Annotated in this window: 31 protein-coding genes; 21 read left to right on the top strand and 10 right to left on the bottom strand. The window is 65.5% G+C overall.

Annotation, left to right across the window (positions count from 1 at the left end):
- The first annotated feature begins 29 nt into the window (after positions 1-29).
- Both NN4_RS18145 and NN4_RS18140 read left to right on the top strand, forming a co-directional pair.
- Positions 30-1751 (top strand): thiamine pyrophosphate-dependent enzyme, encoded by a 1722-nt coding sequence (locus NN4_RS18145; RefSeq protein WP_147132505.1) that lies wholly within the window; start codon positions 30-32, stop codon positions 1749-1751.
- A 184-nt stretch (positions 1752-1935) separates the two neighbouring features.
- The gene (locus tag NN4_RS18140; RefSeq protein ID WP_147132621.1) at positions 1936-3501 is read left to right on the top strand and encodes a peptide ABC transporter substrate-binding protein; all 1566 of its coding nucleotides are present in this window, start codon (positions 1936-1938) and stop codon (positions 3499-3501) included.
- Between the two features lie 59 nt (positions 3502-3560).
- Here the strand turns inward: NN4_RS18140 and NN4_RS18135 are convergent, their stop codons facing one another.
- On the bottom strand, positions 3561-4310 hold the full coding sequence (locus NN4_RS18135) for an SDR family oxidoreductase (RefSeq protein ID WP_147132502.1): 750 nt from the start codon (positions 4308-4310) through the stop codon (positions 3561-3563).
- 101 nt (positions 4311-4411) lie between these two features.
- Here NN4_RS18135 and NN4_RS18130 point away from each other — a divergent pair, with 101 nt between their 5' ends.
- Entirely contained in the window at positions 4412-5272 is an 861-nt protein-coding gene (locus NN4_RS18130) for a helix-turn-helix transcriptional regulator (protein WP_147132498.1), read from the top strand.
- A 124-nt stretch (positions 5273-5396) separates the two neighbouring features.
- Here the strand turns inward: NN4_RS18130 and NN4_RS18125 are convergent, their stop codons facing one another.
- Positions 5397-5891, bottom strand: a complete 495-nt coding sequence (locus tag NN4_RS18125; protein WP_147132496.1) for a GNAT family N-acetyltransferase — start codon at positions 5889-5891, stop codon at positions 5397-5399.
- Between the two features lie 119 nt (positions 5892-6010).
- On the opposite strand from NN4_RS18125, the gene NN4_RS18120 reads away from it, so the two are divergent.
- Together NN4_RS18120 and NN4_RS18115 are read left to right on the top strand one after the other, a co-directional pair.
- Positions 6011-6613, top strand: coding sequence for a ClpP family protease (locus tag NN4_RS18120; protein WP_135232874.1), 603 nt, complete (start codon positions 6011-6013; stop codon positions 6611-6613).
- A 2-nt stretch (positions 6614-6615) separates the two neighbouring features.
- Positions 6616-7209: a ClpP family protease gene (locus NN4_RS18115; RefSeq protein ID WP_107658826.1), complete on the top strand. Its 594-nt coding sequence runs from the start codon at positions 6616-6618 to the stop codon at positions 7207-7209.
- Between the two features lie 4 nt (positions 7210-7213).
- Here the strand turns inward: NN4_RS18115 and NN4_RS18110 are convergent, their stop codons facing one another.
- Positions 7214-7591 (bottom strand): helix-turn-helix domain-containing protein, encoded by a 378-nt coding sequence (locus tag NN4_RS18110; protein WP_147132493.1) that lies wholly within the window; start codon positions 7589-7591, stop codon positions 7214-7216.
- A 65-nt stretch (positions 7592-7656) separates the two neighbouring features.
- On the bottom strand, positions 7657-8067 hold the full coding sequence (locus tag NN4_RS18105) for a pyridoxamine 5'-phosphate oxidase family protein (protein WP_147132490.1): 411 nt from the start codon (positions 8065-8067) through the stop codon (positions 7657-7659).
- Between the two features lie 149 nt (positions 8068-8216).
- On the opposite strand from NN4_RS18105, the gene NN4_RS18100 reads away from it, so the two are divergent.
- Entirely contained in the window at positions 8217-8564 is a 348-nt protein-coding gene (locus NN4_RS18100) for a hypothetical protein (RefSeq protein ID WP_147132487.1), read from the top strand.
- Positions 8565-8628: 64 nt separating this feature from the next.
- Complete coding sequence (locus tag NN4_RS18095; protein ID WP_147132484.1) at positions 8629-8958, top strand: plasmid stabilization protein; 330 nt, start codon at positions 8629-8631, stop codon at positions 8956-8958.
- A 9-nt stretch (positions 8959-8967) separates the two neighbouring features.
- Here NN4_RS18095 and NN4_RS18090 read toward each other — a convergent pair whose 3' ends face one another.
- Complete coding sequence (locus tag NN4_RS18090; protein WP_147132481.1) at positions 8968-9861, bottom strand: NAD(P)-dependent oxidoreductase; 894 nt, start codon at positions 9859-9861, stop codon at positions 8968-8970.
- Between the two features lie 64 nt (positions 9862-9925).
- Here NN4_RS18090 and NN4_RS18085 point away from each other — a divergent pair, with 64 nt between their 5' ends.
- From NN4_RS18085 to NN4_RS18075, 3 genes are all read left to right on the top strand, one after another.
- Positions 9926-10360, top strand: coding sequence for a MerR family transcriptional regulator (locus NN4_RS18085; RefSeq protein ID WP_147132478.1), 435 nt, complete (start codon positions 9926-9928; stop codon positions 10358-10360).
- A 124-nt stretch (positions 10361-10484) separates the two neighbouring features.
- Positions 10485-11378 carry an EamA family transporter gene (locus tag NN4_RS18080; protein ID WP_246180934.1) on the top strand — a complete coding sequence of 298 codons (894 nt, stop codon included), beginning with the start codon at positions 10485-10487 and terminating at the stop codon, positions 11376-11378.
- Positions 11379-11483: 105 nt separating this feature from the next.
- Positions 11484-12632, top strand: a complete 1149-nt coding sequence (locus NN4_RS18075; protein WP_147132475.1) for an Rv3169 family protein — start codon at positions 11484-11486, stop codon at positions 12630-12632.
- Between the two features lie 49 nt (positions 12633-12681).
- Here NN4_RS18075 and NN4_RS18070 read toward each other — a convergent pair whose 3' ends face one another.
- Together NN4_RS18070 and NN4_RS18065 are read right to left on the bottom strand one after the other, a co-directional pair.
- Positions 12682-13125: a hypothetical protein gene (locus NN4_RS18070; protein ID WP_147132471.1), complete on the bottom strand. Its 444-nt coding sequence runs from the start codon at positions 13123-13125 to the stop codon at positions 12682-12684.
- Between the two features lie 465 nt (positions 13126-13590).
- On the bottom strand, positions 13591-13869 hold the full coding sequence (locus tag NN4_RS18065) for a glutaredoxin family protein (protein WP_147132468.1): 279 nt from the start codon (positions 13867-13869) through the stop codon (positions 13591-13593).
- Positions 13870-14055: 186 nt separating this feature from the next.
- Here NN4_RS18065 and NN4_RS45760 point away from each other — a divergent pair, with 186 nt between their 5' ends.
- The 8 genes from NN4_RS45760 (at position 14056) to NN4_RS18030 (ending at position 19681) form a co-directional block, all read left to right on the top strand.
- On the top strand, positions 14056-14712 hold the full coding sequence (locus NN4_RS45760) for a phosphotransferase family protein (protein ID WP_222595098.1): 657 nt from the start codon (positions 14056-14058) through the stop codon (positions 14710-14712).
- Between the two features lie 15 nt (positions 14713-14727).
- Complete coding sequence (locus NN4_RS45755; RefSeq protein WP_222595097.1) at positions 14728-14991, top strand: hypothetical protein; 264 nt, start codon at positions 14728-14730, stop codon at positions 14989-14991.
- Positions 14992-15092: 101 nt separating this feature from the next.
- A complete protein-coding gene (locus NN4_RS18055) occupies positions 15093-15500 on the top strand; it encodes a hypothetical protein (RefSeq protein WP_147132465.1) in 408 nt (135 codons plus the stop codon).
- Between the two features lie 186 nt (positions 15501-15686).
- Entirely contained in the window at positions 15687-16025 is a 339-nt protein-coding gene (locus NN4_RS18050) for a hypothetical protein (RefSeq protein WP_107658814.1), read from the top strand.
- A 218-nt stretch (positions 16026-16243) separates the two neighbouring features.
- On the top strand, positions 16244-16870 hold the full coding sequence (locus NN4_RS18045; RefSeq protein ID WP_186818494.1) for a TetR/AcrR family transcriptional regulator: 627 nt from the start codon (positions 16244-16246) through the stop codon (positions 16868-16870).
- Entirely contained in the window at positions 16860-18389 is a 1530-nt protein-coding gene (locus tag NN4_RS18040) for a flavin-containing monooxygenase (protein WP_147132459.1), read from the top strand. Before NN4_RS18045 ends, NN4_RS18040 begins: the two co-directional genes overlap by 11 nt.
- Positions 18390-18413: 24 nt before the next feature.
- Positions 18414-19229 carry a mycofactocin-coupled SDR family oxidoreductase gene (locus NN4_RS18035; protein WP_147132456.1) on the top strand — a complete coding sequence of 272 codons (816 nt, stop codon included), beginning with the start codon at positions 18414-18416 and terminating at the stop codon, positions 19227-19229.
- A gap of 98 nt (positions 19230-19327) precedes the next feature.
- Positions 19328-19681: an HPF/RaiA family ribosome-associated protein gene (locus NN4_RS18030; protein ID WP_147132452.1), complete on the top strand. Its 354-nt coding sequence runs from the start codon at positions 19328-19330 to the stop codon at positions 19679-19681.
- A gap of 45 nt (positions 19682-19726) precedes the next feature.
- Here NN4_RS18030 and NN4_RS18025 read toward each other — a convergent pair whose 3' ends face one another.
- Entirely contained in the window at positions 19727-20176 is a 450-nt protein-coding gene (locus NN4_RS18025; protein ID WP_147132449.1) for a hypothetical protein, read from the bottom strand.
- 153 nt (positions 20177-20329) lie between these two features.
- Here NN4_RS18025 and NN4_RS18020 point away from each other — a divergent pair, with 153 nt between their 5' ends.
- The 3 genes from NN4_RS18020 (at position 20330) to NN4_RS18010 (ending at position 22799) form a co-directional block, all read left to right on the top strand.
- A complete protein-coding gene (locus tag NN4_RS18020; protein WP_147132446.1) occupies positions 20330-21319 on the top strand; it encodes a GlxA family transcriptional regulator in 990 nt (329 codons plus the stop codon).
- A 71-nt stretch (positions 21320-21390) separates the two neighbouring features.
- Positions 21391-22107: a class I SAM-dependent methyltransferase gene (locus tag NN4_RS18015; protein ID WP_147132443.1), complete on the top strand. Its 717-nt coding sequence runs from the start codon at positions 21391-21393 to the stop codon at positions 22105-22107.
- Between the two features lie 77 nt (positions 22108-22184).
- Positions 22185-22799, top strand: coding sequence for a dihydrofolate reductase family protein (locus NN4_RS18010; protein WP_147132440.1), 615 nt, complete (start codon positions 22185-22187; stop codon positions 22797-22799).
- Here NN4_RS18010 and NN4_RS18005 read toward each other — a convergent pair.
- Complete coding sequence (locus NN4_RS18005; protein WP_147132435.1) at positions 22793-23506, bottom strand: SGNH/GDSL hydrolase family protein; 714 nt, start codon at positions 23504-23506, stop codon at positions 22793-22795. The genes NN4_RS18010 and NN4_RS18005 overlap by 7 nt on opposite strands.
- A gap of 117 nt (positions 23507-23623) precedes the next feature.
- Positions 23624-24556: a hypothetical protein gene (locus NN4_RS18000; protein ID WP_147132432.1), complete on the bottom strand. Its 933-nt coding sequence runs from the start codon at positions 24554-24556 to the stop codon at positions 23624-23626.
- Between the last annotated feature and the right edge of the window lie 51 nt (positions 24557-24607).

Raw genomic sequence — 24607 nt, 5'->3', positions numbered from 1 at the left:
AGCCGACTGACTAGGAGGAGGAGCCGACGATGACCACTGTTGCGGAAATGATCGTCACTGCGCTGGCCGACCAGGGTGTCACCCAGGTCTGGGGCGTCGTCGGCGACGCACTCAATCCGATTACCGACGCGATCCGCCGAGAAGACCGGATCGAATGGATCGGCGTGCGACACGAAGAGGTCGCCGCCTACGCCGCGGGCGCACAGGCCCAGCTCACCGGCACCATCGGGGTGTGTATGGGAACCGTGGGCCCCGGCTCGATCCATCTACTCGGCGGACTTTACGACGCGAAGAAGTCGCATGCACCGGTGCTGGCGATCTGCGGTCAGGTGCCGACCTCGGAGATGGGCAGCGAATACTTCCAGGAGGTCGACAACGACGCGGTCTTCCGCGACGTCTCGGAGTTCACCGCCACCGTCACCAGCGCCGCCCAGATGCCGCGGCTGTTGGAGCAGGCGGTGAACGCCGCGGTCTCCCGGCAGGGTGTGAGTGTACTGACCATTCCGGGTGACATCGGCGGTCTGAAGCTCGACTCGGACGAGCGTCCCCGGTTCGTCGCCCGCGATCGCACGATCGTGCCGGGTGCGGCCGAGATCGTGCAGGCCGCGGACACGCTCAACAAGGCGGACAAGGTCACGCTGCTGGTCGGCATCGGGGCCAGGGAGGCGCGCGAGGAGGTGCTGCGGCTCGCCGAACAGCTCTCCGCGCCGATGGTGCTCACCATCAAGGCCAAGGAAGGCCTCGAGCACGACAATCCTTTTGCGGTCGGCCAAACCGGTTTGATCGGCAATCCCGCCGCCAATTCGGCGCTCGAAGACTGCGACGTGCTGTTCATGGTGGGTACCGACTTCCCGTATCGGGACTGGTATCCCACCGGCAAGACCGTCATCCAGCTCGACGCCCGGCTCGACCACATCGGTCGCCGCACGCCGGTCGATGTCGCGCTGGTCGGTCACGCGGGGCCCGCACTGCGCGAACTGCTCTCGAAACTGGACGCCAAGTCCTCCGACAAGCACCTGAAGAAGGCGCAGACGGAGTACCAGCGCTGGTCCGGACTGCAGGATCGGCTGGCCGAGCCCAAACACGATCGCAAATTCCTCGGCCGCATCCGCAAGCATCTGGACAACCCGGATCAGCTGATCCGCCCGGAAGCGGTTGCCGCAGCGGTCAATACGCACGCCGCCGACGACGCCATCTTCACCTCGGACACCGGCATGTCCACGGTGTGGCTGTCCCGATTCCTCAGCCTGCGTGGCACCCGCCGACTGCTCGGCTCCTACAACTTCGGGTCGATGGCCAACGCCATGCCGCAGGCGCTCGGCGCGCAGATCCTCGATCGCGAACGTCAAGTGGTGGCCTTCTGCGGCGACGGTGGCCTGATGATGCTGCTCGGCGACCTGCGGACGGCGGTCACCTATGACCTGCCGGTCACGCTGGTGGTGTTCAACAACGGACGACTCGGCATGGTCAAGCTGGAGCAGGAGGAAGGTGGCCTGCCCGAGTTCGGCACCGTGCTCGACAATCCGGATATCGCCGCCGTCGCGCAGGCGATGGGCCTCGAGTCACGGCGGATCACCGATCCCGATGATCTGGACGGGGCGGTCGCGGAGGCCTTCGCGCAGCGCAAGCCCGTGCTGCTCGATGTCGTCACCAACCCCGACGAGATCTCGATCCCCCCGAAACCGACTTTCGACCAGGCCTGGGGATTCGCCATCGCCAAGGTCAAGGAGACGTTGGAGAGCCGGACATAAGAGGTCGGCGCCCGCAGCGGCCCGCCGCGGGTCCGATCATCGGTGGATCCCATGACAACCGACGCCGGAATGGTTAGTGTCCGAGGACATTCCAAGGCGATCGGGTGGGGCCCCGATAGCCGGTTCGAAATCGGGAGAACGCGTGAGATTCACAAGAGCTGGTGCGCTGCTCGCGGCGGCACTGATGGCCACAAGCCTAGGGCTGACCGCATGCTCGTCGGATGACGGTGGCGACGCCGACATCGTCACGGTCAACGGCGGCGAGCCGCAGAACCCGTTGATACCCACCAACACCAACGAAAATATGGGCGGCCGCGTGGTCGACCGGTTGTTCGCGGGGCTGAAGTACTACGACGCCAACGGCGTGGCGCACAACGAGCTTGCCGAGTCGATCGAGTCGCCCGACCGCAAGAACTACAAGATCACCATCAAGCCGGACTGGAAGTTCTCGGACGGCTCACCGGTCACCGCGAAGTCGTTCGTCGATGCCTGGAATTTCGGTGCGCTGGCGACCAACGCGCAGTTGCAGAACTACGTGTTCGCGCCGATCATCGGTTTCGATGATGTGCAGGCGGAAAAGCCTGCGGTGCAGACGATGTCGGGGTTGAAGGTGGTCGACGACCGCACCTTCACCGTGGCGTTGAAGCAGCCCTCGATCGACTTCGAGGTCGGCCTCGGGTTTGCGCCGTTCTACCCGCTGCCCGAAGCCGCGTTCAAGGACCTGAAGGCGTTCGGCGAGAACCCGATCGGCAACGGCCCGTACAAGTTCGCGCGCGAGGGCGCGTGGCAGCACAACGTCCAGATCGACCTGGTGCCCAACCCGGAGTACAAGGGTGGCCGCGAACCCAAGAACAAGGGCCTGCGGTTCGTGATGTACCAGTCTTTCGACACGGCCTACGCCGATCTGCAGGCGGGCAATCTCGACGCGCTAGACGTTATCCCGGACACCGCAATGGCCTCCTACGAAAAGGATCTCGGCGATCGGGCGATCAAGAAGCCGATCGCGTACAAGCAGGCGCTCGGCATCCAGACCAACGTCCCGCACTTCAGCGGTGCAGAAGGTGTGCTGCGGCGCAAGGCGATCTCGATGGCGATCAACCGGGAGCAGATCTGCCAGAACATCTTCCACGGCACCAGGATTCCGTCGCTCGACTTCACCGCACGCACCCTGCCCGGGTACAGCGATAAACTGCCCGGCAACGAATTGCTGAAGTACAACCCGGAGGAGGCCAAGAAGCTCTGGGCGCAGGCCGACGCCATCTCGCCGTGGTCAGGCCGCTACGAGATCGCCTACAACTCCGACGGCGGCCACCAGGCCTGGGTCGAAGCGACGGCGAACAGCATCAAGAACACCCTCGGCATCGAGGCGATCGGCGCGCCGTACCCGACGTTCAAGACCATCAGGGACGCGATCACCGGTAAGACGATCGGTAAGGCGTTCCGGCACGGCTGGCAGGGCGACTACCCGACCATGCTGCAGTTCCTGACCTCGCAGTACTACAGCTTCTCGGGGACCAACAGCGTCACCTACGACAGCAAACAGTTCGACGAGCTGCTGAACAGCGCGCTGGCCGCACCGACCCTGGAGGAGTCCTACCGGATCACGGCCAAGGCGCAGGAGTTGCTGTTCAAGGACATGGCCGACATCCCGATGTTCGACTACATGGCCGCAGCGGGCCGGTCGGAGAAGGTGAAGAAGGCCGAACTCACCTGGAGTGGGCTGTGGGATTTCGAGGGTATCGAGAAGTAGTGCGCTGAACCGTGCACCGAGGCCCGCTGACGCCGAATGCGTCAGCGGGCCTTGCACATTCAGCCCTGCTGGGTCGGCACGACTATCATCTCGGCGACGTTGACCCGCGTCGGAGCAGCGACCGCGTAACCGATGGCGTCTGCGATGTCCTCGGAGACAAGGGTTTCCAGCTGGCCGCGCCATTCGGCAAGAACCACCTTCTGGTCCTCGTCGCGCATACCCGCGCCGAGTTCGGTGGTGACGAAGCCGGGTTCGACGTTCTTCACGCGAACGCCGCGCGGACCGAACTCGGCGCGCAGGTTGCGGGTCAGGTGTGCGACGGCGGCCTTGGTCGCGTCGTAGACGCCGTAGTTGGGGAATACCATGTGTCCGCCGACCGAACCGACGTGGACCAGGTCGGCGCGCTCGCCCTTGCCGGCCGCAGCGAGCAGGTCGTCGATGAACGCCCGTCCGGTATAGAGCAATCCGTTGATGTTGGTGGCGACCATCTGGTCCCACTCGTCGGTGTGTGCCGATTCGAACGGCGCGGGGAGCATGACGCCTGCGTTGGCGACCACGAGGTCTACCGGTCCGAAGGCCGCTCGCACCGTCGCCGCGGCGTCCAGGATCGACTGTTGCACGGCGACGTCGGCCTCGACGGCGAGGACCTCGCCGCCGATCTCGGCGGCCAGCTTTTCGAGCCGATCCTTGCGCCGTCCGAGCAGCGCGACCTTCGCGCCGTCGGCGGCCAGGCGCTGTGCGGTGGCGGCGCCGATTCCACTGGACGCACCGGTGACGACCGCGACGCGGCCGGTGAGGTTGTTTGTCATGACCACCACATTGGTGCTGGTCACGGCCTCGTGCCAGGGGGTGGACTTCCTGGTAGTGGGAGGGCCACCCAGCCGGCTCGGCCCTGGCTTACCCTCGATGAATGGACTCCGACAACCGACTGGGCGCCTTTCTCCGGGCTCGGCGCGAGCTGGTAAGTCCGGCGGATTTCGGGATGTCCGGCGGCGGTCAGCGGCGCGTGGCCGGGCTGCGTCGTGAGGAAGTAGCGATGCTCGCGGGGATGAGCGCCGACTACTACGTGCGGCTGGAGCAAGGCCGGGACAAGCATCCGTCCGAGCAGGTGATCGCCGCCTTGGCGCGGGTGTTCGCGCTCGACGAAGAGGGCACCGCCCATCTGCGCGAGCTGGCGCGCCCGGTGGTGCGGCGCAGGCGCGCGCCGCAGCGGCCCGAGCGGGTGAGTCCCGGGCTGCTGGCGCTGCTGCAGACGTGGCCGAACACCCCTGCGCTGGTGCTCGGTAGATATCTGGATGTGCTCGCTGCGAATCCGCTTGCCACTGCGGTCAATTCGTGTTTGACGCCGGGCGTCAACCAGGTCAGGATGATGTTTCTCGATCCGGAGGCCCGCAATATTTATCCGGAGTGGGCGATGCACGCCGCGGAGACGGTAGCAAGTCTGCGCGCCACCGCAGGCGATCTCGATGATCCTCGTTTGACCGAACTGGTCGGCGAGCTGTCACTGAAGAGCGAGGACTTCCGCCGTCTGTGGGCGCGCCACGACATTCGGGGCAAGACCGCAGGCACCAAACGCTTCCGCAACCCGATGGTCGGCGAGTTGACACTGTCGTACGAAACGTTGTCCGTGAACGGTGCGCCGGGGCAGATTCTCATCGCTTACCACGCTGAGCCCGGGTCCGATTCCGAGCGTGCGCTGGCCTTGCTCGGGAGCATGGTCGCTACCGCGGAACCGGTCGTGCAGGATTCGAACGCGCCGTCGCTCGACTAGCAGTGGCTCCGGAGTGCCAGCTGTCCAGAGAGATGGCGCGCCGTTCCCCTGCCAGGTCCCTCTCGGCAGCGGTCCGGCGGCGCGGATTCGACGGCTCGGCTTTCTGCGGTCCACCCCGGCGCGGTCAGTCGAAGCGCTTCACGTAGCGATGAGCGGGTACGTCGACCGGCCCCGCCGGACCAGGCGCTTTGTGGACGAACAGACCTTCGTCGGACCAGCCGTGCTTCTCGTAGAACTTGCGGGCCCGAGTATTGCCCGGCACCACAGCCAGCCAGACCCGCTGGTGGCCATCGGCGCGGACCCGGCTTTCCGCTGCGGCGAGCAGGCTTGCCGCGACGCCGGAGCCGCGGTGGTCACCGGAGACATAGACCTGGTCGACCTCGTCGCCGTGCACCATCACGAACCCGGCGACAGCGTCACCCACCGTCGCCACGGTGGTGTCCGGGACCCGTTGTGCCGCACGCGTATCGAAGGATTCGCGCGGGCGGACCGTGATCAGCTCGTCGGGGATGTTTCCCAGGTGTGCGTCACACCAGCCCGCATACCAGATCTGCGCGATCGTGGTTACGTCCGCGGGGCCGGCCGGCCGCAGCAGCACGACCGCAACTCCCTCTGTCATTCGCGAACCTTAACAACCTCGGCCGACGCGAGCGGGCCGAAAATGCCCTGGTTCCCTGCCCGGTCTGCTGTCGGCAGACACAGCGGCATTCGGTGCTCGAAGGGCAGTAGACCTGAGTCATGATCGAAACATCGCACCTGGACTACCGGGGCCAACTAGCCGACCGATTGCTCCGGCATCGGACGATCCAACTGACCGGTGAGGTCGATGACGCGATGGCTGAGCGGGCGTGCACCGAGCTGGTGCTGCTCGCAGGCGAGAACGACAAGCGCGACATCGTCCTCTACATCAACTCCCCAGGCGGGTCGGTGCTCGCCGGCCTCGCCATCTACGACACGATGAAGCTCATCCCGAACGACGTGGTGACCGTGGCCGTCGGCTTCGCCGCGAGCATGGGGCAGGTGCTGCTCGCGTCGGGCACCAAAGGTAAGCGAATCAGCCTGCCGCACAGCAGGATCATGATGCACCAGCCGTCCGCCGGCATCGGTGGCACCGCCATGGATATCGCGATCCAGGCGGAGAATCTCGAGTACATGAAGTTGCAGTCGGAGCAGATTCTCGCCGCGGAGACGGGGCATTCGCTGGAGGAGATCAGGATCGACAGCGACCGGGACCGTTGGTTCACGCCGGAGCAGGCGCGCGAGTACGGCATCGTCGACGAGATCGCCGCCAGCTTCGCGCAGATCGCACCATTCACCAACGCACACCGAGCGGGGTTGTGACCATGTCCCAGTACACGATTCCCCATGTCATCGAACGCACGCCGAACGGCGAGCGCTCCTTCGACGTCTTCAGCCGACTGCTCAATGACCGAATCATCTTCCTGGGCACCGAGATCGACGACGGCGTCGCGAATGTCGTGATGGCGCAACTGCTGCACCTCGAGTCGGAGTCGCCGGATCGAGAGATCAGTCTGTACATCAACTCGCCGGGCGGCTCGAACACGGCGATGCTGGCCATCTACGACACCATGCAGTTCATGCGCACACCGGTCGAGACCTACGCCATGGGGCAGGCGGTGTCCGCCGCGGCGGTGCTGTTGGCGGCGGGCACGCCGGGGCGCCGGTACGTGCTGAACCACTCACGCGTGCTGCTGCATCAACCGTCGGCGCAGGGGCAGGGCACCATCTCGGACCTGGCGCTGCAGGCGGCGGAGGTGATGCGGGTGCGCGCGCAGACCGAGGCCATTCTGAGCAAGCACACCGGTCAGAGCGTTGAACAGCTACGCAAGGACACCGCCCGCGATCGGGTGTTCACCGCGCAGGAGGCGGTGGAGTACGGCCTGGCCGACGAGCTGATCTTCACCCGCGACCACTGACGGCTCAGGCCGCCAGCAGCTCGACGCGCGCCTCGGAGACCGGGCGGCGGTGCAGTTGCAGTTGCCGCAGCGCGCCCAGTTTCCGAGCGCCGCGAAAAAGCAGGGACTCGACGGGCAGCCCGAGCGCGAAGCAGATCGAACGCAGCATCTCCGACGATGCTTCCTTGCGTCCCCGCTCGATCTCGGACAGGTACTGCTTGGACATACCGACGTCGGTCGCCACGTCGGCCAGCGTGCGGTCCTGATCCAGCCGCTCGTCGCGCAGCACTTCGCCGTAGACGGCGCGCAGCAGCGGCGACGCCGTTTCGACCCGGTCGCTGCGGGATTCGCTACGGCGGCGCGCATCGAGATCGACTACGACGCCATCCTCTTCTGCTGCCATACCGACGAGTCTTACACCCCGCCGCGCCGGCCCGAACCATGTTCACCCAGGGCAGACAAACTCGGTCATGCCCCGTTGCTGCCGACGTATTCGATGCCGGTGATGATGTCCGGATCAATGACGATCAGCTGATTGTCCTGCGCGGCCGACGGTTGCAGGTGAGCCTGGTACTTGGCGAGTTCCTGACGGTCGGTGACGGTGTCGGCGACGCCGGTGATGATCACGCACCGGCCGAGCGTGGTCTGGTGATCGATGGTGTCGACCTCGTAGGCGACAACCTGTCTGTGCAGCGTGCGGATCATCGCCGGGTCGGCGGCGATCACAATGCAGCCGTTGACGACCGTGTGCCGGACAGGCCGGATCGCGGGCAAGGCGTGCCGCGAGAACGCGATGCGGCCGAAGCAGACGCTGTGGAGCAGGTCCAGAGATTCCTCTACCGACAGCGCACGCGTCTCGCTTGCGTGGTTGGCGGGCATGTCTTCATTGTCCCACCTGTTGCGGATCGGTTTCGGGGCATGGACGCGATAGCGAAAATTGCTTAAGTAACCCTAAAATTAAAGATCTGGTCCGAGTCCCGAAGTGCGGCTCGCAGGCGTTTACCCACCTACCAACGAAGGAGGAGGACATGCCTGACTCCGCGCGACTCGACTACACCGGCAATTCCACGCGTGTGCACCGCCCGCAGCGATCCGACCTATTGTTCGAATCCCTCGGCGGTAACGCGCAATTCGCCGACGTCGGCGACCGGTTGGTTCGACACCTGTTCGATGTGGGTCTGCGACTGCATCATGTCCTCGATGCACTCGACCCCGCGACCCAGCCCCAGCTCCGCGACACCATCACCGCTCTGGTCGATGACCTGGACATGTTGATCCGCGATACCGGCTTGGCCATGCTCGCTCTGACCAGTGCGCACGAGGGATCGGCGCCGACCGGCGGCCGGTCCGCCAGAGTCCAGCTACGCCGCCGTTGACCGAAAATTCCGACGGCAGGTTTGCCTGTTGATGCCTGGGTATTCGATGCGCAGGAGGTGTGACATGCCGAAAGAGTGGAGTGGCAAAAGGGAACGGCAGTACGAGCACATCAAGGACTCGGCCGAGGACCGCGGTGCGAGCACCAAGCGGGCGAAAGAAATCGCCGCTCGTACGGTCAACAAGAATCGCGCCCAGTCCGGCGAGTCGAAGACGGCGAGCCGGTCCTCGGTCCGGGACAAGTCCCCGCAGAGCCGGGGCGGGCAGCGGTCCGGTCGTAAGGGGCCCAGGGGGATGACCCGCGACCAGCTCTACAACGAGGCCCGTCAGCGCGGTATCAAGGGGCGCTCGAAGATGAACAAGGGGCAGCTCGAGAAGGCGCTGGGGCGGTCCTAGCGCTGGTAGTCACGCGCTGGTCGACCGCTTGAATACCTCGAAGACGGACAGGTAATTGTTGGTGCGGTAGCCCTCGGCGCTCGCGCGTTCGCCGAATGCCCGCATCAGCTGTGGAAGGTCGGGCTGGATGCCCTGCTCCACACTGGTGCGGATGATGTGCTCGAGCCCGTTCAGGTTCATTTCCATGGTGCCGAAGTCGCCGGGGTAGTTGGCCTTGTCCAGGTTGGGTGCCTGCTGGACGAGGTACGGAGTCACCACGAAGGGCAGAAACCAGTCGAGTGCGAGTTCGGCGAATGTTTCCGCGGCGACATTCGCCGAACCGACCAGCGCAGCGGCGTGCAGGAATCCGTTTATGGTGGCGTACATGAGGTCTAGTAGCGCCGTGTTGTAGAGAACGGCCAAGCCGGTATCGGCCCCGAGATAGCGGGGGTTACCGAGCGTCGCGAGCGTCGCGTGGTGTTTGTCGAAGACCTCGCGTGACCCGCTATAGAGAAAAACTGATTCGGGATTGCCGACGAGGAAGGGCGGCACCATGATCGCACCGTCGAGGTAGTCGGCGCCTGCCTTCGCCGCCCACTCGGCCGCCGCGTGCGCCTCGCTCGGCGTGCCGGAGTTCAAATTCACCAGGACACTGCCCCGCAGCGCGTCATCCGCCGCGTCGAAGATGTCATAGACGGTGTCGTAGTCCTTCAAGCACAGCAGGGTGACTGCGCTTGCGGAGATCGCTTCGGTGATGCTCCCCGCGCGGTGGACCCCGCGCGCGATGAGGCCGTCCGCCTTCCCCGGTGTCCGATTCCAGACAGTTAACGAATGCCCTTGCTGCAGTAGTGTTTCGGCGAGCGCGATGCCCATCGGTCCGAGGCCGACGACGGTGACGGAACTGGTCGATTGCGGAGCTGTCATACGGAAAACGCTAAAGTCTCACATAATGTGAGACTCAACCTCGAGACGATGTGGTGATCGACACGTGCGCATTGGAGCTCTGTCCGAGCGGACCGGCGTCAGCGTTCGCCTGCTGCGCTATTACGAGGAACAGCACCTGCTGAAGCCGGAGCGCAGACCCAGTGGCTACCGGGAGTACAGCGAGCGTGACGTGCACACCGTCCAGCACATCCGCATTCTCTTGTCGGCAGGGCTCGGGACACACACGATCGGCGAGTTGTTGCCGTGCATGGTCGATACCGGTGCCGGCCTGGCACCCGCCTGCCCCGACATGCTGCCCGACCTCTATCGCGAGCATGACCGAATCGCCCGTGCCATAGCGGATCTCGAAGCCGCCAAGGCGACGTTGGCGGCCATTATCGCGGCGACGCCGCCGGACGACATTCAGGTGGATCCCTGTCCTGCGGAGGACCGGCCGAACCTGCCCGCACGGCAAGCGATCCGGGCGGAGTCGATGTAACGCAGGTGTTCTCGACGTAGCGGGTGTTCGCGTCAAGTGGGGTGGGTCCGTACCCCTATGTTTTCTGGGTATCCGGACAGGGGGAGGGTGCGGATGATGGGTAGTGGAGGGAGGGGATGTCGGGGTGGCGATCGACGTCGAGCAGGTGGGGATGGGGGGTGGGGCTGGGGGAGTGGTCGAGCGGGGGCTCAGCGGGGTGCCGCCTACGGCGTTGGTTCTGACAGGGATCGTCAGTGTGCAGGTGGGGGCTGCGCTGGCCAAGCAGTTGTTGTCCGCGACGGGGGCTGCGGGGGCGGTCAGTATGCGGCTGGTGTTCGGCGGGGTGGTGTTGCTGGTGGTGTGGCGGTCCGCGCTGCGGGTCGGGCGGCAGGCGGTCCCGGTGGTGCTGGGGTGTGGGGCGGTGCTGGGGGTGATGAATCTGCTGTTCTATGCGGCGATCGATCGGATACCGCTCGGGATGGCGGTGACGATCGAGTTTCTCGGGCCGCTGGCCGTGGCGTTGGGTGGGTCGCGGCGTTGGACGGATCCGCTGTGGGTGCTGCTGGCCGGGGGCGGAGTGGTGTTGTTGACCCAGGTCGATGGGGCGGTCGACGGGGTCGGGGTGCTGTTGGCGTTCGGGGCGGGGGTGTTGTGGGCGTCCTACATTCTGTTGAGTGCGGCGCTCGGCGAGCGGACCAGTGGTGGAGGTGGGTTGGCGATCGCGATGGCGTTCGGTGGGGTGCTGATGGCGCCGCTCGGGGTGGTCGACGCGGGGCGTGCGTTGCTCGAATCTGAAGTTCTCACAATGGGATTCGCGGTGGCGATGTTGTCGTCGGTGCTGCCGTACTCGGTAGAATTGGAGGCGCTGCGGCGGATTCCGCCTCGGGTGTTCGGGGTGCTGATGAGTTTGGAGCCTGCGGTCGCGGCGTTGGCCGGGCTGATCGTGCTCGGTCAGTTCATGAATATTCCGCAGTGGGTGGGGGTCATCTGCGTGGTGGCTGCTTCCGCGGGTGCGACACGTACTGCTGAGAAGTGTTGAGGTGCAGCAGTTCCGCGTGGGCAAGGGCGATCCCATGGGCGGCGTTTTCCAGTGGGCGGGATCGGTGCTCGACCTGGGCGCGCGCAACGTGTTACGACGGGCGGCGTGAATCCGATCGGACCGCTCGGCGCTGCCGACGAAGGTTTCAACCATCAGATCGTCGATACCGTGGCGACGGTCGGCACCAGTGACCTGGCGTGGACCGAGAAGGTGTGCGCGATGGCGTGTGCGCCGGACGGGTCGGTGCAGTTGGGTTTCGGCTTGGGGCAGTACAAGAATCGCAATGTGCTCGACGGGTACGCGGGGATCTCGCGGGGCGTCGAGCAGGTCACGGTGCGGGGGAGCCGGACCCTCGCGCCGACGCCGGAGGAGTTGTCGGTGGGCCCGATCGAATACGAGATCGTGGAGCCGCTGCGCAAGATTCGGTTCCGGCTGGCGGAAAACGATTGCCAGCCGGTGGCTTTCGACTGGCTCTTCGAGGCGGCTTTGCCCGCGCAGCTCGAGGATCGGACACACCTGCGGCGTGGGTATCGGGTGATGTCGGATCTCGTGCGCTATCACCAGATCGGCACGGCCTCAGGGTGGGTCAGCATCGATGGGCAGCGGAGCACGTTCGCGGACTGGGTGTCGACCAGGGATCACTCGTGGGGTGTGCGGTACGACGTCGGGGTGCCGCTCGGTGATGTGGAGTCGATGGAGCTGCCGCCGGAGGTCTCGTTCCGGATGATCTGGGCGCCGATTTTGATGACTCGTGCGGACGGGTCACGGTACGGGCTGCACCTGCACTACCAAATCGTGCAGATGGACGGGTTTTTCAGCAAAACCGTGATGGGTGGGGTGGAGCACGCGGACGGACGGTTCGAGAAGTGGAAGGATCTGGTGCCCGAGTTGTCCTACGACCCGGACAACCGGCGACTGCGTGGTGGGTTGATCCGTGCGATCACGGAGGACGGCACCGAGCGGGTTCTGACACTGGAAACTCTGTCGGACACTGGGTTTCATCTCGGCGCCGGACTCTACTTCGGCTTCGAAGGACGTCACCACGGTTCGTGGCTCGGGCCGGGTCTGCACGTGGACGGCGAGCGGATCGAGGACTGCGCCACCTACGAATCCGCTCGCCGGCTACACCAGATCCGCGACACCGTGGTTCGGGTGATTGATTCCACCGGTGCGACCGGGGTCGGTAACTGTCAGCCGATCATCACCGGTGGTGACGAATCTTTGGGGTTGACCAAAGAATCGTCGTTCATGTGAGTTTCCGGATCTATACCGGACCGCAGTGCCGGTCCGGCTTGCCGAGAAGTTACGGCAGGCCGATCCACTGCACGCCGTGGTGTTCCGTCCGGAACAGGACATCGTCGCTGAATGCCACCTTCACAATGCCCTTTCCGGGCTTCGACCACTTCATCTCGTCGTCAGGCTCGACGGTGACGGTCCTACGCTGCTCCGTGCCGTCACACGTCAACTTCTGCATCTCAGGGTCCGACTCGTCGCCGGTAGGTGCCGTGCCCATACCTGTCGTAGCCGGCGGAGGTTCTTCGCCCTCGGCGGCCTTCTTCTTAGCGGCTTCCTCGACCGTGACACTGAGCGACTTGTGCTCCGAGCCTTTCGCGCAGGTGTACAGGACGTCGACCAGCAGGTTCTTTCCGTCCGGGTCGAGCGCCACGGCGGCGACCGAAAGGGACTCTCCTTCCGCTGCCGAAGCCGTTGCGGCAATACCGATCTGCAGTGCCGCGGCGATCGCCACAACGCTGCCTACTAGCACCTTTGATGTGCGCATAGAAACGCTACCTCCCATTGCTGTTTCGGCGACGCCGGTAGCCGAGCCATGAGCTACCGGTACGTCAGGACTGCTGGCAGAACTGCCATCTGAAACGTGTAAAGCAGGCTCTTGGCGCGCTCATGCGAAATGTGGAACAGCGTCCATCGCATTTCCGGATCCCCGAATGCAAGCCGGAGTCGCGGCTGCATTCGGGGCGGGCAATGTGCGGCGGCCACATGCCTGACCATCGGAATGGGATGGATCGCGGAAAGGTTAGCGCATTGGGTCGGGGGCGGCAAAAGGCCAGTTCAGTCGATATTTCTGGGTAGCGTGTGCCGCACTCCGAAATTACCTAAAATTGCACCCATCCAGAACTGTCCTGGCAACGAATATATACTGTCGTTCGAATTGATCGCTTACTGACAGCTGTTTATGGATAACCCTGCGTCGTTACGACACTGGGGGAGACGCGGCGAGGGCTGCGCGGATCTCATCGACGCTCGGATTCACCAGTTGGTGCCCATTCGCCAGCACGGTAGGCGTGACCTCGTCCCCACCGGTGATTGCCCGCACCTCGGCCGCGGCCGCCGGATCGCGAGTGATGTCGACTTTGCGAAAAGGGATGCCCGCCAGGCGAAGTCGGACACCTAGGCGCTGGCAGTACGGACACCAGCGACGCCAGTAGATAGTGATCGGCGCGGTAGTGTCGGACGGTCCGGACTCGGTCATCGTTGGTCCTTGGTGCGCTCGTTGTTCGCGGGGGCACTGCGCCCCGCAAGGGTGTCACCTGAGCGTATACCTGCGGTTAGGTCCGTACCGGCGCTCGCGATCCTGGGTAGGCCCGGACCTGATCCGCCCGGAAACCGCGCCGGAAACTCGGTCGATCCGGGCTCCTGCCGTATCTACGGTCAGGATGTGACCGGTCAGTTTCTGGGCGAGGCGCAAGCCACCAAAATCCTCCGTCCGGTGTGGCCGGATGTGGCCGTAGCCGAAGTCTGCCCGCGGACGGGCGGGCAGTTGAGTTCGGTCTACGAGGTGCGCTGCGTGCAGCCCGCGGATGCGGTGATCGTGAAGATTTATGCCGATCAGTGGCGCTGGAAGCAGGCCAAGGAGGTCTCGGTGTACCGGTTGCTGAGTGCACACGAGATCGGCTCGGTCCCGCTGATCCTGCGGGTCGAGCCCGACACCGCCCTGTTCGGTTACGCCTTCACCGTCATGACCGTGCTGCCCGGCATGCCGCTTTCGCATGTCAGCGCTGATCTCGATGCTGCGCAGGTGGCTCAGGTCTACCGTCAGCTCGGCGCGACGCTGGCAGCGATCCACCGGATCGGGCAGAGCGCCTACGGTTATCTGACGACCCGGATCTTGGATCCCGAGCCGGACAACACGGCCTATATGACGCGTCAGTTCACGAAGAAACTCGCCGAGTTCGAGGAGCTCGGCGGTGACCCGGAACTGCACACCGGTATCCGGGACTATGCCGCGAAACGGGCCCGCCTGTTCCGTCGCTGCGAAGCGCCGGTGTTGTGCCACAACGACTTCCATGAAGGAAATGTCCTTGTCGAGCGCTAGGGCGACGGTTGGAAGATGAGCGGGTTCATCGATGTGGAGAATGCCGTCGCTGCGGATCCGCTCGTAGATCTCGCCAAGACCGATTACTACGCCGTACAAGGTGACCCGTTCAAGCGGACCGCGCTGGTGGAGGGTTATGGACGGCTGCCTGCGGATTGGGCGGCGAGGTTGGAGCTCTACCGGCTCTATCACGCGCTGGAACTGTGGGACTGGTTTGCTTCTATCGGGGAGGTGGCGCCGTTGGCCGGGATCGCGGCGGACATTCGGCGGATGGTCTGAAACATTTGACGGTTTGTGTCACGTGGCGGGGTTCGGGGGGTGAGGATGCTACGTACTCGCCGGGGTGTGGTGCTCCGGTGCCCAGGACTAGGACCGAATTCATGAAGGTTGTGCGGATGCGGGTGGGGGTTGTTGCGGGAGTGGTGGGGGTCGCGGCGGTGGCCGCGGTGGGGGTGGCGCCGGGGGTGGGGGCGACGGTGACACAGGTGGGGCTGGCGCCGGGGATCAGTTTCGGGTCGTCGACCAATTATGGGACGGGGTGCAGGTATCAGGCGCGGGCTACCGTGACCGACGTGGTGCAGCCGGTTGTGTTCTACGACAACGGGATTCCGTTCGCGGTGACACGGCCGTCCGGGGGGACGGCCTTGGTCGATTGGGTGCCTGCTGCGCCGGGGCTGCACACGATCAGTGCGGTCCAGGCGCCGGATGACCGGATCGTCGCGGGGGTGGATATTCGCGTCGGGAACGGCATGCACGTGGGGAACGGCTGCGTCGTCGGCAACGGCTGAAACGGACAAACCGGCACTGCGTTCCGGCGCAGTGGAATTGCGCCGCCGACCGAGTGGTGGGCGCGGCGTTGCGGGGCTACCATCTCCTCGTCGGGCGCCCGTGAGGAGGGCAGTGATGTGGGAAACTCCGTTCGGGACGGCCAGCGCCGATCCCGCTCGTGGCCCGCTGTCGCCGGGGGTACGGACATGATCAAAGTCGAACTCGACATCAATTCCGGCAAGCCGAATCCGCGGTGGAAGTTGACGCCGGGGGACGAGGCGCAGCTGCACGGATTGATCGCCGCGGCGCCACGGGCAGCCGTCGGCGAGATCGAAAACCACAGTGAATACCGAGGTTTCGTCGCCCAGCTGTCGGACGAGGAGACCCTGCGGGTGCATCGCGGGGTAATGGAGATCGCGCGCGGCGACCAGTGCTCGTATCGCACCGACGGCGATCGCGCGGTCGAGCGGTGGCTGCTGGCGACCGGGCGACCGACGCTGGAACCCGGCGACTATCAGACTGTTGTTGCGGCACTGTGGGATTGACGCGCAGCGCGCTGCAGGGTCGACCCGCCAGGTAGCGACCACCCTGCCGAAGCCCTGACGGTAGCCGCACAACTTCTGATTTCCCGCGCCCCGACTGGCCGTGCTGCCACGCGTGTGGATGACAAAGGCTGTGCGGCGGCTCGCGAACTTCTGTTGCGGCAGGGGATTTCGAGGACTGGCCATTGACGCATTGAACACTTTGACGCAATATGTTCAACATGAGCAGTGCGGCGCGGGAAGCGCCCTGGGGCGCAGCGCCCATCGAGCTGGTGGTCGGCGCGGCGGAATGTGTTCGACGCTTCGGGGTCAACGGGTTTCGGCTGACCGAGGTCGCCAAGATCGCGGGAGTGTCCCGGGGGACGGTGTACAACGGGTTCGGCGACAAGGAAACCGCGATCAATGCGGGGCTGGCCTACCTGTGCAGTGCCTTCATCGAGGGACTCGCGGCGGGGGTGCGCCCGCTGCCGACTTTGCGCGAGCAGATCGGTGCGGCGGCGGCGATGATCTACGAGCACGTGCGGACACCGCAGGCCTTCTCGCCCGCGCTGCGCACCGAGAGCATCATCGCCACGCTGCTGGAACACTACGGCGACAACCTGTGCCACAGCTGGGCCGCGTTCTGGGCGGCCCTGGTCGCCGAGGCGCAGGACCGCGGCGAAGTCGACCGTGACCTGGTGCCGCTGCACGCGGGCGACTGGATCGTTCGTGTCTTGCTCAGCCTGGAGATCCTGCCGTTCGTGGTGGCCGGCTTCACCGATGCGGACGACGTGCGGGCGCGCACCAGCGACTTCCTGCTCAACGGGCTCGCACCCCGCGCCGAGGAAGTGAAAGCGGATGACAAGTGACGACTTCGAGGTCGCGATCATCGGCGCCGGGCCGGGCGGAATCACCGCCGCATATCACCTATTGCGTTCCGGCATAACAAATTTCGTAATTCTGGAGCGTGCCGGAGGCTTCGGCGGCAGTTGGCGCGACAATGTCTACCCCGGCCTCGCCGTCGACATCCCGACCCTCTTCTATCAGTTCCCCTTCGCACGCAAAGCCGATTGGTCACGACTTTTCCCAGAGGGGTCCGAGATCCAGGCGTACAACCAGCAGGTGGCCGCAGACCTGAACCTGTACAAGTACTTTCGCGGCAGCTGCACGGTAGAACGCGAAGTCTGGGACGACAGCGCACGAGTCTGGGTGCTGGACATCGCCGGGGACGAACCGGTCCGCGCCCGTTTCGTCATCAATGCCGTCGGCGGATACATCAACGCGAAGTCGGCCGACACCATCGCAGGCACCGCCGACTTCTGCGGGACGATCATGCGGCCGAACTCCTGGGACTCCGAATACTCCTGTCGTGGTAAGCGAGTGGCGGTGATCGGCACCGGGTCGAGCTCGGTACAGATCGTCGCGGCGGTCGTCGACGAGGCCGAGCGAGTGGATGTCTATCAGCGGACACCCTCGTGGATCCTGCCCAAGCCCGACTTCGCGTTTTCACCACGCACGCAACGGGTCCTGGCCCTTCCTGGCGTCACCACGGCCATCAACGGGACCTTGCTGGCGGCCATGGACATCCCGCTGCAACTGATCTGCCACGTGCTTCCCCTGCTACCGCGCAGACTTCTCGCCACCTTGCTGCCCCAGTACGACAAGATCTGGCGCGGCCTGTATCGAATCCTGTTGCGGCACAGAGTCAGTAACGAGGCCGATCGCAGCGCCCTGGTGCCGAACTACGGCATCCTCGCCAAGCGCCCGGTGTTGTCGAGTAGCTTCTTCACCGCGCTCGAGTCGGATTCGGCGGCGCTGGTCGTGAATCCGATCGAGCGAATCACCCCCGACGGTATCCGCACGGTGGACGGCACGGAACGTGCGTACGACCTCATCGTCCTGGCAACCGGCTACGAACTGTTTACCGACCCGGAAACCTACCGAGCCGGTAAAATCTTGGGCCCCAAGGGTTTCGATCTTGCTGACGACTATCGCGACGCGGGCCTGCGCAGCTACGGCGGCTCAGCCCATCCCGGCTTACCGAACCGCTGGTCGCTGGTAGCGCCGCAGGGCTTCGTCGGCGCAGCCTGGCACACCTTCGTAGACCTCACGGCACGGCACGCGATACGGATCATCACCGAGGCCCGCCGCCGCGACGCCGCTGTCGCGCAGGTCCGTACCGAGGCGTTCGACCGCTGGGTGCGCAAGATGCACAGGCAAGGCAAGGTCATCAGCACCTACACCGTCGACTGTAACCCCGGCCTGCGCACCTACTTCGTCAACTCGCAAGGCGAGGCGCTGTACTACCGACCGCAAACCATCAGTGGCGCACTGTGGTTCAGCCGGTTCTCCTCGCTCGACGACTACTCCTTCACACCACACAACTGAATCCATCGAGAATCGAGGCACCCCATGACCGCACTCGCCGGAAAAGTCGCCCTGGTCACCGGAGCCGCCCGCGGACAAGGACGTTCGCACGCGGTCCGGCTGGCCCGCGCCGGCGCCGACATCGTCGCCCTCGACGTCTGCGCGCAGACCGCGACCTTCAGCGGCTATCCGATGGCCGAACCCGAAGACCTGGCCGAAACGGCCCGGCTGGTCGAGGCGGAAGGGCGCAAGGTGCTGACGAGGCAGGTCGATGTGCGTGACCTGGCCGGGCAGCAAAACGCCGTGGCCGAGCTCATCGCCACTTTCGGTCGCCTCGACATCGTGGTTGCCAATGCGGGAGTGTGCAGTTGGGGCCGGCTCTGGGAGATCTCGGCCGAGCAGTTCCAGGAGGCCGTCGACGTCAACCTCACTGGCGTCTGGAACACCATCAAGGCAACGGTCCCCGCGATGATCGAGGCGGGCAACGGCGGGTCGATCATCACCGTCAGTTCCTCCGCGGGGGTCAAGGCGCCGCCCGGCTGCGGGCATTACGCCGCAAGTAAATTCGGGGTCGTCGGCCTGACCAAATCGCTGGCCGTCGAGCTGGGCGAATACGGCATCCGGGCGAATACGGTGCTGCCGTACGGGACCAACACCCCGCTGGGCAATGACACATCGATGTACTCACTGTTCGAACAGCACCCCACCTTCGTCTACAGCTTCCAGCCGAACCTGCTGAAGACGGACGGTCTGGTGGAGCCCGAGGAGATCTCCGAGGTCGTCGTCTGGCTGGCCGGGGACGCGTCGGGCGTCATCACCGGTACCCAGATACCGGTCGACAAGGGCTTCTTGGCCAGGTAACCGATGGCTGGGTCCGGACCCGTATGACCTCGCCCACAGCTTCCGCGCAGGTAGTGTCGGATTCGTGGAGTTTGCTACCTAACGGAATGGAGAAAGCTGTGCAGATCCAGATCAATACCGGAAGCGGCATCCACGGCGGCGAAGACCTGAACCGGTGGGCGGAGACCGAGATCGCCTCGGTGCTCGATCGTTTCAGCGATCAACTGACGCGCGTCGAGGCCCACCTGACCGACCAGAACGGCGAGAAGGGCGGCCCGGAGGACAAGCAGTGTGTGCTGGAGGCCCGGCCCGCCGGCCAGCACCCGGTGGCGGCCACGCATCGCGCGGGGTCGGTCGAAGAGGCGGTGCGCGGGGCGGCGGACAGCATGGCGCACCTGCTCGACAGCAAGTTCGGCAGGTTGCACCACGCCAAGGGCGGGGAAACGATCAGGCACATGCCCGCCCCCGACTAGGGCCTGTCGCAAAGTCCCATCCGGCGCCTCCGGGGGCGACAGGCCCTAGGCTCCGGTCGTGGAACCGGGCCGGACGATCATCAGCACGGTGACGACGACCCACAGCAGGTTGAAAATGCCTGTGTCCATGCCGAGTCGGCGGATCAGGGTGGGCGTCGCGCCGGGCAGGTCGGCGAGGATCTTGTGCTGGCCCGGCAGGATGAGCAGCGCGAGCACCCCACCCGCGGCGGCGGTCAAACCGATGGAAATGATGAGCCAGGTGTCGGTGAGCACGCCGAGGCTGAGCGCGGTGAGTGCGCCGAAGATCGGGACGAGGATCCCGAGGTAGGCATAGACGCGGCAGATGCGGTGCAGCGTCGCGAGCACGGCGGGTTCGCCACCGTTGTCCGCGAGGGCACGTCGAGTGGTCGGCGGGAACATGCTCGCCGCGACCGTCACCGGTCCGACGGCGAGGATCACGGCCAGCACGTGGACCGACAGCAGAAACTTCGTCACAGCGGCGAGATTAGCCGCGATCCAATCGGCGAGGAATAGGCGAAACTGCCATACACCGGTCGATTCTGGCCAAACGCTCTGAGCTCGTGCTTCGGACGATATGACCAGCTCATCGCTATTGGCGCGAATCTGCCAGCGACCTAGCATGGTGCCATGCATGTGGTGGCTGTTCTCGCACTGGACCGGGTCATCCCCTCCGACCTCACGACGCCCATCGACGTGTTCGGCTGCGCCAGGCTGCCCGACGGACGGCCCGCGTATCGGGTGCGGGTCTGCGGCGCCGCGCCGACGGTGGACGCCGGCGCGTTCACACTGCAACCACCGTTCGACCTGACGGCACTGGCCGACGCGGACACGATCATCGTGCCCGGCCGCGCCGATCCGATGTTGCCGGTCGCCGACGACGTGCTCGACGCGCTGCGGCAGGCGGCCGCCGCGGGCACTCGCATCGCCTCGATCTGCGTCGGCGCCTTCGTCCTCGCCGCCACCGGCCTGCTCGACGGACAACGCGCGACCACGCACTGGGCCGCCGCCACCGAGTTCGCGGCTCGCTACCCCGCCATCGATGTCGATCCGGAGGTGCTCTATGTGGACAACGGTCAGCTGCTCACCTCGGCGGGGGCCGCCGCGGGAATCGACCTGTGCCTGCACCTGATTCGCCGCGATCACGGCTCCGCGATCGCCGCCGACGCGGCCCGCCTCTCGGTCGTCCCGCTGGAACGTGAAGGGGGACAAGCGCAGTTCATCGTGCACGACCAGCCGCCGACCCCGCGTGGCTCGGCGCTGGAACCGATAACCCGTTGGCTCCAGGACAATTTCGCGAAGGACCTGACCCTGGAGGACATCGCCGCGCAGGCCGGGATGAGCACCCGCACGCTCAACCGCCGCTTCCGCGAACAGACGGGGACAACGCCGTTGCAGTGGCTGCTCCGCGCCCGCATTCGCCAGGCGCAGTACCTGCTCGAATCGACCGGTCACCCGGTGGACCGGATCGCGGGGCAGGTCGGCTTCGGGTCGCCGACCGCGTTCCGGGATCGGTTCAAGCGGGTCGTCGGCACCAACCCGCACAGCTATCGTGCCGCCTTTCACGGGCCGCAATCGACGGCTGACCAGCGCGGAAGCATGTCACGTCAACCGGAGTGACGCGCTCCGTTTCTCGATAGAATTCATCCGTCGAATCCCGATCCACCATCAAGGCGAGGGACAGGTTAGCTATGACCGAGAATGACGGAACACCCCGAGTCGTCCCATCGACGATCGATTACGAACATGCCTACAGCAGCGGGACCCCCTTCGAGGGCGTGACCATGGACCGGCTCCCCTGGGAGATCGACCGGCCGCAACCGCTGCTCGTCGAGTTCGAGCAGGCGGGCCGGATCACCGGCGATGTGCTCGACATCGGTTGCGGCCGAGGGGATACCAGTGTTTATCTGGCCGGCCTCGGCTACCGGGTCACCGGGTTGGATTTCGCGCCGACGGCGATCGAGGCGGCCCGCGCCCGGGCGGCGGAAAGTGGTGTGGCGGCGTCGTTCGCCGTCGCGGACGCGACGGTGCTCGCCGGCTACGACAACCGGTTCGACACCGTCGTCAGCAGTGCCCTCGCCCATTGCCTGGATCTGGAACAGCGCAAGGAGTACGTGGCGGCGCTGCACCGAGTGCTCCGGCCCGGCGGGCGGTTGATCCAATTCTGTTTCTGTGAAGCCGAATACAGCGACTCCTACGCCCCGTACGCGATCGCCGAGGACGAACTGCGCACCGCCTTCCGCGCCCCGGATTGGCAACTCACCGAGTTCCGCCGCGGCAAGCTCACCGCGATCAAACCGACCCCGACGTTGCAGGAGGTCTTCGCACGCGACGGCGTACAACTCGAGTACGACGAGGACGGCTCTATGCTGCTGCCCATCTGGGTGGTGGAGGCCGAACGGGTCTGAGCCGCAGGCCGATGATTTTTCGATCGCCACCCCGTCAGATCAGGCAACACAGGCACTACTGATCCAGGAGTTGGACGATGAGGAAAATCACCGCAGGCTTGTTCGCCGCCCTCGACGGCGTGGTCGCCGATCCGCAGGACTGGCACTTCCCGTACTTCAACGACGAGATGGGCGTGGCGGTCACCGCGCAGATGGGCAACGCCGACACGATGCTGCTCGGTCGCGTCACCTACGAGGGTTTCGCGGCGGCCTGGCCGGACCGGGAAACCGCGGGTGGTGAGGACGCGGAGATGGCCAAGTCGTTCGGCGATGCCCGCAAGATCGTCGTTTCGCATCAGGATCTCGACCTCACCTGGCGCAATTCGGAGGTGTTGAAGGGCGAGCTGATCGAGGCGGTGACCGCGCTGAAGAACGAGCCGGGCGGCGATATCGCCATGAGCGGGTCGGTCTCCGTCGTCCGCCAGCTGCTCGACGCCGGGCTGCTGGACGAACTGCATCTGCTGGTGCACCCCATCGTGGTGGGCAAGGGTCTGCGGCTGTTCGAGGATCGGGACACGACGCTGCCGCTGCGGCTGCTCTCCTCGGAAACCTTCACCACCGGCGTGCTGCACCTGGTCTACACCAAGGACGAGGCCGCGCCCACCGGCGGCTACGAGGAAGCGAAAGCCAACCTGCCGCAAGCGGATCAGTAGGTGATCCGCCGCGGGCCGTCCGGTACGGCCCGCGGCACGGGGGTGTCGAGCAGGTGTGCGAGCTGTCTGACGACCTCGCAGGCCAGGACCGCCTGGCCTGCGGTGGTGAAGTGAATGCCGTCCGCGCTCAACAGGTTCGGGCGATCGTTCAATGGGTGGCTCCACATGTCGATCACCGTGGCGTCGAACTCCGCGGCCAGCGTGCGGATGATGTCGTTGAGTCGGCGGACTCGGTCACGAAAGTCCGGAAAGACCGGTACGACATAGGCTTTGCCGAGGGTGAACGTGGTCAGCCGGGCGCCCGTGCCTGCCGCCAACCGGTACATGTCCCGCAGAATCTGCTCGATCTCGTCGAAATCTGGTGTGCGGCGGACGATATCGTTCGCGCCGGAGGGTAGGTGTAGTAGGTCGGGGGCGAATTCACGCATCCGATCCGCTTGGTGCCGCAGGGTTTCCATGGTGGTTGCCCCGACCATCGCAGTGTTGAGATAGGCCAGGTCTGGCCGCACGCGGCGTAGGACATCGGCAACGCGGTCGGGCCAGCCGAGGGTCGCGTATCCCGGTGTCGGATCGCCGGTGCCCGCGGAGAGGCTGTCGCCGATGACGGCAAACCGTTGCCAGGGTGCGTCGAAGAGCAGCGCTGCGGCCTCCAGGGGAGGGAGGCAGAACGGATCGGTCTCTTCGGTGGTGGGGCTAGCCAGGGTCATGAACAAACAATACGTGCGTACGTATGTTTAAATCAAGTGGGTGCCATCGAGTGCAGGTTGCGGGAAACCGGCTCGGTGGCCGGTTTGCCGACCGGGCTGGGGAGAACGTCGAAGGCGTTAGCCTGCCAGCGCTTTGGAGACGATGCCGCCGGTGATCGCCTTGGTCAGGTAGTGCGTGGAGTCGTGCGGGCTCGCACCGTTGTCCAGGGGCTCTTCGGTGATCGGAGTGACGTCCGAGCCGGGGAACGGCGGGAAGTACGGGGCCAGGTCGAGGTGGGCGGCGACCAGGTCGTCGCGGTCGACCAGGTTGTACCAGTTGCCCACGGATTTGGGGACGGTGGACGGCTGCGGGCGGAGCCGGTCGTAGATGACGGTGCGCAGGCCGAGGGGCGAGCCCATGGTCAGCAGGGTGACCTCCTGGTCGACCCGGTGCAGCGCCTCGTAGGCGACGACCGAGCCGAGGGAATGCGCGATGACGAGCTTGGTGTCGGGACCTACGTGGGCGAGCACCTGCTGCTGGGCGTACTCGCGCACCTCGTCGTCGGTGAAGTAGCGGCTGACCTGGGAAAGCGCGCGCACCACGAACTTCTCGGCGAGCCCGACGCCGAACGGCGCGAACCAGCGCAGCCGGACCAGCGCGTTGAGTGCCGGGCGCAGTGCGGCTTTGACGCCCTGCGGCCGGGCGTCCGGCGGCGGTACGGCGGTCAGCCGCTGGGCGGTCGCCCGGTCGCGCTGGTCGCCCGCGTGCTCGGCGGCGTTGGCCAACCACACCTCGGCGAGCTGCTCCATGAGCTCGAGCTGCTCGTCGTCGAGGTCGCCCACCGCGGTGCCCTGGGCGCCCTTGGCCAAGAACTTGTTGCCGTAGTACGCCATTCGGGTCGAGATGTCGCCGGGCAGGCCGTTGCGCCAGAGGCGATCGGCGAGTTCGTTGTCGCCGTGATTGCGCACCCCGCCCGCCAGTCCCGGCAGCCATTGGGTTTCCAGCGTGTCGGCCGCCGCTTGCTCCTGTGCGATGCCGTGTACAAGGACGATAGTTGCCAACGTCCCCACCCCTTTCGTCGGACTTGTCAGGCCCTGTGACGTTGTCTTGCGATATTTTCG

The organism is Nocardia ninae NBRC 108245, assembly GCF_007990755.1.
Classification (GTDB): domain Bacteria; phylum Actinomycetota; class Actinomycetes; order Mycobacteriales; family Mycobacteriaceae; genus Nocardia; species Nocardia ninae.
This window is presented reverse-complemented; position numbering and strand designations above follow the sequence as displayed.

Coding starts and splice junctions, on each gene's coding strand:
- NN4_RS18130 (WP_147132498.1), top strand. CDS start 4,412: ATGGACTCCGACAACCGACTGGGCGCCTTTCTCCGGGCTCGGCGCGAG.
- NN4_RS18120 (WP_135232874.1), top strand. CDS start 6,011: ATGATCGAAACATCGCACCTGGACTACCGGGGCCAACTAGCCGACCGA.
- NN4_RS45755 (WP_222595097.1), top strand. CDS start 14,728: ATGAGCGGGTTCATCGATGTGGAGAATGCCGTCGCTGCGGATCCGCTC.
- NN4_RS18055 (WP_147132465.1), top strand. CDS start 15,093: ATGAAGGTTGTGCGGATGCGGGTGGGGGTTGTTGCGGGAGTGGTGGGG.
- NN4_RS18045 (WP_186818494.1), top strand. CDS start 16,244: ATGAGCAGTGCGGCGCGGGAAGCGCCCTGGGGCGCAGCGCCCATCGAG.
- NN4_RS18135 (WP_147132502.1), bottom strand. CDS start 4,310: ATGACAAACAACCTCACCGGCCGCGTCGCGGTCGTCACCGGTGCGTCC.
- NN4_RS18035 (WP_147132456.1), top strand. CDS start 18,414: ATGACCGCACTCGCCGGAAAAGTCGCCCTGGTCACCGGAGCCGCCCGC.
- NN4_RS18095 (WP_147132484.1), top strand. CDS start 8,629: ATGCCGAAAGAGTGGAGTGGCAAAAGGGAACGGCAGTACGAGCACATC.
- NN4_RS18005 (WP_147132435.1), bottom strand. CDS start 23,506: ATGACCCTGGCTAGCCCCACCACCGAAGAGACCGATCCGTTCTGCCTC.
- NN4_RS18065 (WP_147132468.1), bottom strand. CDS start 13,869: ATGACCGAGTCCGGACCGTCCGACACTACCGCGCCGATCACTATCTAC.
- NN4_RS18125 (WP_147132496.1), bottom strand. CDS start 5,891: ATGACAGAGGGAGTTGCGGTCGTGCTGCTGCGGCCGGCCGGCCCCGCG.
- NN4_RS18105 (WP_147132490.1), bottom strand. CDS start 8,067: ATGCCCGCCAACCACGCAAGCGAGACGCGTGCGCTGTCGGTAGAGGAA.
- NN4_RS18115 (WP_107658826.1), top strand. CDS start 6,616: ATGTCCCAGTACACGATTCCCCATGTCATCGAACGCACGCCGAACGGC.
- NN4_RS18100 (WP_147132487.1), top strand. CDS start 8,217: ATGCCTGACTCCGCGCGACTCGACTACACCGGCAATTCCACGCGTGTG.
- NN4_RS18145 (WP_147132505.1), top strand. CDS start 30: ATGACCACTGTTGCGGAAATGATCGTCACTGCGCTGGCCGACCAGGGT.
- NN4_RS18040 (WP_147132459.1), top strand. CDS start 16,860: ATGACAAGTGACGACTTCGAGGTCGCGATCATCGGCGCCGGGCCGGGC.
- NN4_RS18090 (WP_147132481.1), bottom strand. CDS start 9,861: ATGACAGCTCCGCAATCGACCAGTTCCGTCACCGTCGTCGGCCTCGGA.
- NN4_RS18010 (WP_147132440.1), top strand. CDS start 22,185: ATGAGGAAAATCACCGCAGGCTTGTTCGCCGCCCTCGACGGCGTGGTC.
- NN4_RS18020 (WP_147132446.1), top strand. CDS start 20,330: ATGCATGTGGTGGCTGTTCTCGCACTGGACCGGGTCATCCCCTCCGAC.
- NN4_RS18110 (WP_147132493.1), bottom strand. CDS start 7,591: ATGGCAGCAGAAGAGGATGGCGTCGTAGTCGATCTCGATGCGCGCCGC.
- NN4_RS18050 (WP_107658814.1), top strand. CDS start 15,687: ATGATCAAAGTCGAACTCGACATCAATTCCGGCAAGCCGAATCCGCGG.
- NN4_RS18140 (WP_147132621.1), top strand. CDS start 1,936: ATGGCCACAAGCCTAGGGCTGACCGCATGCTCGTCGGATGACGGTGGC.
- NN4_RS18015 (WP_147132443.1), top strand. CDS start 21,391: ATGACCGAGAATGACGGAACACCCCGAGTCGTCCCATCGACGATCGAT.